General features: G+C 67.4%; 9 protein-coding genes. 7 read left to right on the top strand and 2 right to left on the bottom strand.

All coding sequences use genetic code 11. From position 1 onward, the window contains the following. Window positions 1-1,010 (bottom strand): methylmalonyl-CoA mutase family protein (locus QOD90_RS25920; RefSeq protein ID WP_526354476.1); only part of this gene is annotated, 1,010 nt, incomplete at its 3' end. A gap of 217 nt (window positions 1,011-1,227) precedes the next feature. Between QOD90_RS25920 and QOD90_RS25925 the strand changes: the two genes are divergently transcribed. The 4 genes from QOD90_RS25925 to QOD90_RS25940 all read left to right on the top strand — a co-directional run bounded on the left by QOD90_RS25925 (window position 1,228) and on the right by QOD90_RS25940 (window position 4,608). Beyond that, window positions 1,228-2,082 (top strand): SDR family oxidoreductase, encoded by an 855-nt coding sequence (locus QOD90_RS25925; protein ID WP_526354478.1) that lies wholly within the window; start codon window positions 1,228-1,230, stop codon window positions 2,080-2,082. Continuing rightward, complete coding sequence (locus QOD90_RS25930) at window positions 2,079-3,581, top strand: class I adenylate-forming enzyme family protein (RefSeq protein ID WP_526354480.1); 1,503 nt, start codon at window positions 2,079-2,081, stop codon at window positions 3,579-3,581. Before QOD90_RS25925 ends, QOD90_RS25930 begins: the two co-directional genes overlap by 4 nt. Then, window positions 3,578-3,889 carry a hypothetical protein gene (locus tag QOD90_RS25935; RefSeq protein WP_526354482.1) on the top strand — a complete coding sequence of 104 codons (312 nt, stop codon included), beginning with the start codon at window positions 3,578-3,580 and terminating at the stop codon, window positions 3,887-3,889. The genes QOD90_RS25930 and QOD90_RS25935 overlap by 4 nt, the downstream gene beginning before the upstream one ends. 65 nt (window positions 3,890-3,954) lie before the next feature. Further along, the gene (locus QOD90_RS25940) at window positions 3,955-4,608 is read left to right on the top strand and encodes a VTT domain-containing protein (RefSeq protein WP_526354484.1); all 654 of its coding nucleotides are present in this window, start codon (window positions 3,955-3,957) and stop codon (window positions 4,606-4,608) included. A gap of 3 nt (window positions 4,609-4,611) precedes the next feature. On the opposite strand, the gene QOD90_RS25945 is transcribed toward QOD90_RS25940, so the two are convergent. Continuing rightward, window positions 4,612-5,388, bottom strand: coding sequence for a FadR/GntR family transcriptional regulator (locus QOD90_RS25945; RefSeq protein ID WP_526354486.1), 777 nt, complete (start codon window positions 5,386-5,388; stop codon window positions 4,612-4,614). A 47-nt stretch (window positions 5,389-5,435) separates the two neighbouring features. Between QOD90_RS25945 and QOD90_RS25950 the strand changes: the two genes are divergently transcribed. The 3 genes from QOD90_RS25950 to QOD90_RS25960 all read left to right on the top strand — a co-directional run. Then, window positions 5,436-6,590: an acyl-CoA dehydrogenase family protein gene (locus QOD90_RS25950; RefSeq protein ID WP_526354488.1), complete on the top strand. Its 1,155-nt coding sequence runs from the start codon at window positions 5,436-5,438 to the stop codon at window positions 6,588-6,590. Then, the gene (locus QOD90_RS25955) at window positions 6,587-7,519 is read left to right on the top strand and encodes an acyl-CoA dehydrogenase family protein (protein ID WP_526354490.1); all 933 of its coding nucleotides are present in this window, start codon (window positions 6,587-6,589) and stop codon (window positions 7,517-7,519) included. The genes QOD90_RS25950 and QOD90_RS25955 overlap by 4 nt, the downstream gene beginning before the upstream one ends. Then, window positions 7,516-8,098, top strand: a 583-nt coding sequence (locus QOD90_RS25960) for an acyl-CoA dehydrogenase family protein (RefSeq protein ID WP_526354492.1), incomplete at its 3' end; no start/stop codon positions are given. The genes QOD90_RS25955 and QOD90_RS25960, both read left to right, overlap by 4 nt.

Consider the following 8,098-nt stretch of genomic DNA (forward strand, 5'->3'; position numbering starts at 1 on the left):
GCCGCGGTGAACATCGACTGCACGCCGCCGAGCACCGCGGCCATCGATTCGTAGGCGACGCGGACCAGGTTGTTCTGCGCCTGAGGCGCGTACAGCGACGCACCGCCCGCGACGCAGCCGAAGCGGAACATCGACGCCTTGTCGGTGGTGGCGCCGTAGCGCTCCCGCACGATGGTGGCCCAGCGACGTCGGCCTGCTCGGTACTTCGCGATCTCCTCGAAGAAGTCACCGTGCGTGTAGAAGAAGAACGAGATCTGGGGGGCGAACTTGTCGATGGTCATCCGACCCCGCTCGACGACGGTGTCGCAGTAGGTGACGCCGTCGGCCAGCGTGAACGCCATCTCCTGAACGGCATTGGCGCCCGCGTCGCGGAAGTGCGCGCCCGCCACCGAGATCGCGTTGAACCTGGGCACCTCCGCCGCGCAGAACTCGATGGTGTCCGCGATCAGCCGCAGCGACGGTTCCGGTGGCCAGATCCACGTGCCGCGGGACGCGTACTCCTTGAGGATGTCGTTCTGGATGGTGCCGGTGAGCTTCTCGCGCGGCACCCCCTTCTTCTCGGCAGCCGCGACGTAGAAGGCCAGCAGGATGGCCGCGGTGCCGTTGATCGTGAAGCTGGTGCTGATCTTGTCCAGCGGGATGCCGTCGAACAAGACCTCGGCATCGGCCAGGGTGTCGACGGCCACGCCGACGCGACCGACCTCCTCGCCGTACTCCTCGTCATCCGAGTCGTAGCCGCACTGGGTCGGCAGGTCCAGTGCGACCGACAATCCGGTGCCGCCCTGGTCCAGCAGGTACCGGTAGCGGCGGTTCGACTCCTCTGCGGTGCCGAATCCCGAATACTGGCGGAACGTCCATGTCTTGCCGCGGTAGCCGGACGCGAAGTTGCCCCGCGTGAAGGGGTACTCGCCGGGCGCCGGCGGGTCTGCCGCGCGGTCGCCAGGTCCGTACACGGGCTCCAGCGGGATCCCGGAGGGGGTCTCTACCCGAGGTGTGGCTTGGTCACTCATCGAGAGATAACGTACTTGCTAAAAATGAGAATGCCAATACCGCGTAGCGGAAACACACCACGACTTAAGCGTCCGTTGCCACGTCAGGTGTGGTGCGGCCGGGCGAGCCGTTCCCCCTAACCAGACCCATCGCAGCGCGTGCGAGCATGGCACTTGCTAAAAATGAGAATGTCCCTATCGTTCGGCTAACATCGACACAAGCGATTCGAGGAGACCGATGACGGACCAGCAGCATCCACTGGCCGACCACACGCTGGTGGTGTCCGGCGGTAGTCGAGGCATCGGGCTGGCCATCGCGCTTGGCGCGGCCAAACTCGGCGCCAACGCGGTCCTGCTCGCCAAGACCAGTGAGCCTCACCCCAAGCTGCCAGGCACGGTCCACACCGCGGTCGCCGAGGTCGAGGCCGCCGGCGGCAAGGGCCTCGCCGTCGTCGGTGACGTCCGAAACGAGGAGGACGTGCAGCGCGCGGTGGATGCGGCCGTCGAACGCTTCGGTGGCATCGACATCGTCGTGAACAATGCCAGCGCGATCGCGACGGACCCGACGGAGCGACTGTCGGCCAAGAAGTTCGATCTGATGATGGACATCAACGTTCGAGGCACGTTCCTGCTGACCAAGGCGGCGCTGCCGCATCTGCGTCAGTCGAAGAACGCCCACGTGGTGACGCTCGCACCGCCGCTGAACATGAACCCGCACTGGCTGGGTGCGCACCCGTCCTACACGTTGTCCAAGTACGGCATGACGCTCCTTTCGCTGGGCTGGGCAGCCGAATACGCTGATGCCGGAATCGGATTCAGTTGCCTGTGGCCGCAGACGTACATCGCGACGTCGGCGGTGACCAACCTCGCCGACGGGAACGCCCTGATATCGGCCTCCCGCAGTCCGGCGATCATGGCCGATGCCGCGGCCGCGATCCTGACGATGACCGCCGCTCGGGCCAACGGTCGGTGCTTCATCGATGCCGACGTCCTTGTCGAATCGGGCATCACCGACCTGTCGCCCTACGGTGGCGGCGGCGACCCGATGTGGGACATCTTCGTCGACAAGCCCGGGATCGTGAGCACGCCATGAGCATCTCTCTGCTGCTCGAGATGGCAGCGTCGACGAACCCCGATCGACCCGCCGTGGTCTCTGGCGAGATGCGGCTCTCTGCAGAGGAACTGAGCAATCTGGCCGACGGCGCCGCAGGCGTCGTCTCCGGATCGGGTGCAGCGCACGTGGCGTACGTCGGCACCGGCGGGGCGATGCTGCCATTGCTGCTGTTCGCCTCGGCCCGCGCGGGTGTCGCGGTCACGCCGCTGAACTACCGACTGTCCGCCGAAGGCGTGCTGTCCCTGATCGGGCGTCTGCCCGAGCCACTCATCGTGGTCGACGATGAGTACCGCCACGTGGTCAGTGGCCCGCGGGTGATGACCTCGACCGAGTTCCTGGCCGCGGCGAGGACTATAGAACCAGGCTCAGAAGACCTCGCATTTCCCGACCCGGACTCCGTCGCGGTGGTGCTGTTCACCTCGGGCACCACGTCGCGGCCCAAGGCCGTCGAGCTCACGCACAACAACCTCACCAGTTACGTCACCGGGACCGTCGAGTTCGACTCCGCCGATCCGGCCGACGCCGCCCTGATCTGCGTCCCTCCGTACCACATCGCCGGGGTCGGCGCGGCGCTGTCAAACCTCTACGCGGGTCGAAAGATGGTGTATCTCACCGCTTTCGATGCTGGCGAGTGGGTCCGCCTGGTCGGCACCGAGGGTGTCACGTCGGCGACGGTGGTGCCGACGATGCTCGACCGCATCGTGACGGTGCTGGACACCGAAGCCACCTCGCTGCCGACCCTGCGCACCCTCGCATACGGGGGATCCAAGGTGGCCCTTCCCCTGGTCCGCAAGGCGCTGTCGCTGCTACCCGGCGTCGGGTTCGTCAACGCCTACGGACTCACCGAGACCAGCTCCACCATCGCCGTGCTGACACCTGACGACCACCGCGCCGCCCTCGCCGCATCCGATGACGGTGCGGCCCGCCGCCTCGGCTCGGTGGGCCAACCCGTGCCAGGCATCGAAGTCGAGATCCGCGCCGACGACGGCACCGTCCTCGGCCCTGGCGAGACCGGTGAGCTCTACGTGCGGGGCGAGCAGGTATCCGGCAAGTACACCGACATCGGGTCGGTACTCGACGCCGAGGGCTGGTTCCCCACCAAGGACGTCGCAATGCTCGACGAGGCGGGTTACCTGTTCATCGGCGGCCGCTCCGACGACACCATCATCCGCGGCGGCGAGAACATCGCCCCCGCGGAGATCGAGGACGTCCTCGTCGAACACCCACACGTGCGCGACTGCGCGGTGGTGGGCGTCGACGACCCGCAGTGGGGTCAGATCATCGTCGCCGTCGTCGTCCCGACACCCGGCACCGAACCCGATTCCGACGAATTGCGCACCTACGTAAGAGCCCAACTTCGCGGATCACGCACGCCCGACCGCGTAGTGTTCCGCGACGAACTCCCCACCAACGCCACCGGCAAGATATTGCGCCGCGAACTCGTCGACGAGCTCAATGCCAGCAAGGAGTCAGCATGATCAAGAACGGCACCCGCCTGCAGAGCCAGGTTTGCGACACCCAGGTCATCGTGGTGCGCAGCGCCGAGAGCCTCGACGACCTCCGCGCCGGCGGGGCACCCATGGTGCCGATCGGCACAGAAAGCCCAGAGAAGGATGCCAGCCTCACGATCGACGCCGCGCTGTCCGACGGCAACCTGATGGGCAAGCGCTACGTCGACGACGGCGGCGCCGAAGTACTCGTCACCAAGGCGGGCGCGGGCACCCTCAGCGTCGGGGCCACGCCGCTGACGATCAAGGAAGCCAAGCCGCTGCCCGCCAGCGACTAACCCACTCGTCTCGCCTCTTGCGCGGCTTGACCGCACCAAGCGGAGCCATCGGGCATTCTTAGCGCGTGAACGTGGACGCCATGCTGCAGACCATCCCGCCGTTCGCGGTGTACCTCGTCGTCGGATTGGTGATCGGGCTTGAGAGTCTGGGCATTCCGCTGCCCGGCGAGATCGCACTGGTCAGCGCCGCCCTGCTGGCCTCCCGTCACACCCTGGACATCAACCCGGTCGGCGTCGGTGCCGCGGCCACCATCGGCGCGATCGTCGGCGACACCATCGGCTACAGCATCGGGCGCCGCTACGGGATGAGCCTGTTCGAGCGGCTGGGCAGACGCTTCCCCAAGCACTTCGGTCCCGGCCACGTCGCACTGGCCAAGCAGTTCTTCACCCGGTGGGGAATGTGGGCGGTGTTCTTCGGCAGATTCATCGCGCTACTCCGCATCTTCGCGGGCCCGCTCGCCGGTGCACTGAAGATGCCCTATGCCCGCTTCCTCACCGCTAACGCATCCGGCGGGCTCATCTGGGCGGGCGGCACCACCGCCGTCGTCTACTACCTGGGCCTAGCCGCCGAGAAGTGGTTGTCCCGGTTCTCCTGGGTCGGGCTGGTGGTCGCCGTGGTGATCGGCGTCGCCTTCACGCTGGTGATGAAGGAACGCACCGCCAAGGCGATCGCCAAGCTGGAGGACGAACACGACTGGGACACGCTCAAGAAGGCCTAGCACCTAGAGCGCGATGCGGCCCGAACGCGCCGACGACGCGTTGACGACGTCGTCGTTGAAGCGCTCCAGCACCAGCTCCTGAGTGGCGGCGAGGTGCCTGCGCGCGATCGCCTGCGCCTCCTCGGCACGTCCGGCGGCGATTTCGTCGACGAGCCTGCGGTGGGTGCGCACCGCGCCCCGCGCCGCGGCGGGCGACGGGTATTCACCGCGCTTGGTTCGCGTCGCCGCCCACTGTTGCTCCTGCGCCGACCAAAGCGCGACGAGACTTCGTACCACGTAGCGCATCGTGTCGTTCGGGGTGAATGCCACCACGAGATCGTGGAATTCGCGGGCGATCCTGGTGAAGGCGACGCCGTCGGTCACCGCGTCCGCGGAGGCATCGACGTTGGCCGTCAGCGCGGGAACGACGGCGCGCGCACGGTCCGCGCGCCTGGCCACCTCACCCGCACACAGTGGTTCGAGCAGGAGCAGCCCTTGCGCGAGGTCACCGAGCGTGACGCGGGCGCCCTGCAGCAGGAGACCGAGGTGATACGCCCCAGAGGACTGATCGGGCCGGTGTACCTCCGCGCCTCCGACGCTGCCCCGCTTCACGGTGACCAGTCCCTCGGTCTCGAGGATCCGCAATGCTTCGCGCACTGAGGGATAGCTGACGCCGAAGTCGCTCACCAGCTGGTCCTGAGTGGGTAGCCGGTCACCCGCACGACCGGTGAGGATGCCGTCGCGCAGTTCTCCGGCGACCGTCTCGGCGATGCGGCGCTGGGGAGTCCGTCCTGGTGGCACGGATCCAATACTAGCAATCCTTATAAGGATTGCCCTAAGCTCGGCGGGTGGACTTCGAAATGGGTCGCGGCGCGGCAGACCTGCGGCAGGAACTTCGTGAGCTGGTGAAGGCGCACGTACCGGAGGATTTTCTGGGTGCCTTCACCGACGACCCAGCCGACTTGGAAATCGCCCAGAAGTTCTGTCACCTCCTCGCCGAACGCGGCCTGCTCTGCATGTCCTGGCCCGAGGAATTCGGCGGACGTGGATCCTCGGTGTGGGAGCAGACCGTTGTGCGCGAGGAGATGTGGGCCCACCACGAGCCGCGGGGCGCCCAGTACATGGGCGTGAACTGGGTGGGGCCGACGCTCATGCGCCACGGCACCGAAGAACAACGGCGCAGGCATCTGCCGCCGATCGCGGGGGGCGAGGTCATCTGGTGTCAGGGATTCAGCGAGCCCGAGGCGGGCTCGGATCTGGCGTCCCTGCGCACGGCGGCCACGCGCGACGGGGACGGCTGGCGCATCAACGGTCAGAAGATCTGGACGTCGTACGCCACGATGGCGCAGTGGTGCTTCCTGCTTGCGCGAACGACCAAGTGGGAGAAGAACACAACCAAGAAGCAGGCCGGGCTGACCATCTTCCTGGTGCCGATGGACGATCCGGCCATCACGGTACGGCCGATCGGCGCCATGTTGGGTCCGCACCACCTCAACGAGGTGTTCATCGACGACCTCCGGGTCACCGAGGCCGACGTCTTGGGGACCCTCGACGACGGCTGGTCGATCGTCGCCGACGTGTTGTCGTTCGAACGCCTCGGCATCGCCCGCTACGCGCGGTGCGAACGCCTGCTGCAAATGGCCCCCGGCCAGCTCGGTGAACGCTGGGCCACACTGCCCGCCGAACTGCGTGGGCGGTGGACCAGGATGCTGACCCACTGTCGCCGCGCGCGCCTGCTGGCGTACCGCCTGGTGTCGCTGCAGAGCGAGGGGCGCGTGACACCGACCGACGTGGCGGCCTACCGGATCGCCGTCACGAAACTCGACCAGGACAGCGCCGAGGTGCTGATGGAGATCGCCGCGGAGGCGCCAGAGGAGGGCACGGTGTTGTTCCGCCGCGAGGTCGAAGACCACTGGCGCTACTCGCAGGCCTCGACCGTGTCATCGGGCAGCATCGAGATGCAACGCATCCTGCTGTCGCGATCCATGCTGGGCGCGCGATGATCACCGATCTCGGGACCGAAGCCAAGGAATATGGGCGCCAAGCACTTCGGGCATTCGAAGCGGCCGGGGGCGACGAACTCGTTCAGCGGGCCGAGGCCGATCCGACGGCACGCGAGACGCTGGTGGGTCCGGTCCTCGCCGAGCTCGGGGCCTGGGAACTCGAGCCAAGGAGTGACGCCGACCAGCTCGAGGCGTCCGCGGCGCTGTGCCGCAGCGCAGGCTACTGGGCACTGCCCTATCCGGTCGCCGAGCGGTTGTCCCGGACGGCTGACGACGACGGGCTGATCGTCGTCTCCGACGCCCGCCCGACGGGCACGGTGGCCGGCGTCGACCTGAACTGGGGCGCCGTCACCATGGGCGGCTGCCGAAGCAGCGCCGTGGCGAACGACGAGCCAAGAGCCGCGTTCGTGACCCGCCTTTCGTTGACGCCCGTGGACGACGCAGGTACCGAGGCGCTACCCGTGGCTCTGGTGCTTCCCTGTTGGACGTTGCTCGGAATGCTGGACCGGGCAATCGAACTCACCATCGCCCACGTCCGCATGCGGCAGCAGTTCGGTCAACCTCTCTCGGGCTTCCAGAGCGTTCAGTTCCAGCTGACCGATGCCGAGGTCGAACGGGCCGGGCTCGAGATGCTCGCGAAGCACGCCACCTGGAGTGCGGCGCAGTGCCTCGATGGCGCCCTCGACGACGCCCTCGCGCTTCGGATGGCGGCGTTGGAGGCCGCGGAGATCGTCTTCCGGGTCACCCATCAACTGCATGGCGCCGTCGGCTTCTGCGACGAGACCACGCTGTCCTGGCTGTCGCGGTACAGCCAACCGCTGCGCAGGCTGCCGCTTGGACTCTCGGCCACCCGCGCCCTTCTCACCGAGCGTCTCGGCTCGCGTGGGTTGACCGGGCTCTACGGCGCGGGGCGCGAGGTCGTGTCGTGACGGCGGACCTCGCGGAGTTCCGCACCCGCGTCCGGACTTGGTGTCAGGAGCACGTCCCGACGGACTGGCGCGACACTCAGGCCGGGGTGAGCGACGAGGACTTCGTCGCCTTCCAGAAGGGCTGGTTCGCCGAGCTACACAGTGCGGGTTTCGCCGTGCCGCACTGGCCGCGCGAATGGGGTGGCGGCATGTCGGTGGGCGAACAGATCGTGCTGTATCAGGAGCTCGCGGCGCACGATGCGCCGCGTTTGGTGCTGGCGTTCGTCGGAATTCACCACGCCGCGTCGACGCTGCTCGCGGCGGGCACCGACGCCCAACGGCAACGTCACCTGCCGGCGATCCTCGAGGGTGAGATCTGGGTGCAGGGCTTCTCCGAGCCCGAGGCAGGTTCGGACCTTGCCTCGCTGCGCACGTCGGCTCGCAGGGTCGACGACGGATACGTCGTCAACGGGCAAAAGCTCTGGGCCAGTGGTGGACTCCACGCCGACTGGTGCCTGCTGCTGGCCAGGACCGATCAGGACGTCCCCAAGCGCAAGGGCATCTCGTACTTCCTGATGGACATGAGATCCCCAGGCATCG

Source organism: Mycobacterium sp., assembly GCF_032161845.1.
GTDB lineage: Bacteria > Actinomycetota > Actinomycetes > Mycobacteriales > Mycobacteriaceae > Mycobacterium.

What these genes read in the sequence shown, in the direction of transcription:
- QOD90_RS25925 (WP_526354478.1), top strand. Translation starts at nt 1,228, where the DNA reads ATGACGGACCAGCAGCATCCACTGGCCGACCACACGCTGGTGGTGTCC.
- QOD90_RS25930 (WP_526354480.1), top strand. Translation starts at nt 2,079, where the DNA reads ATGAGCATCTCTCTGCTGCTCGAGATGGCAGCGTCGACGAACCCCGAT.
- QOD90_RS25935 (WP_526354482.1), top strand. Translation starts at nt 3,578, where the DNA reads ATGATCAAGAACGGCACCCGCCTGCAGAGCCAGGTTTGCGACACCCAG.
- QOD90_RS25955 (WP_526354490.1), top strand. Translation starts at nt 6,587, where the DNA reads ATGATCACCGATCTCGGGACCGAAGCCAAGGAATATGGGCGCCAAGCA.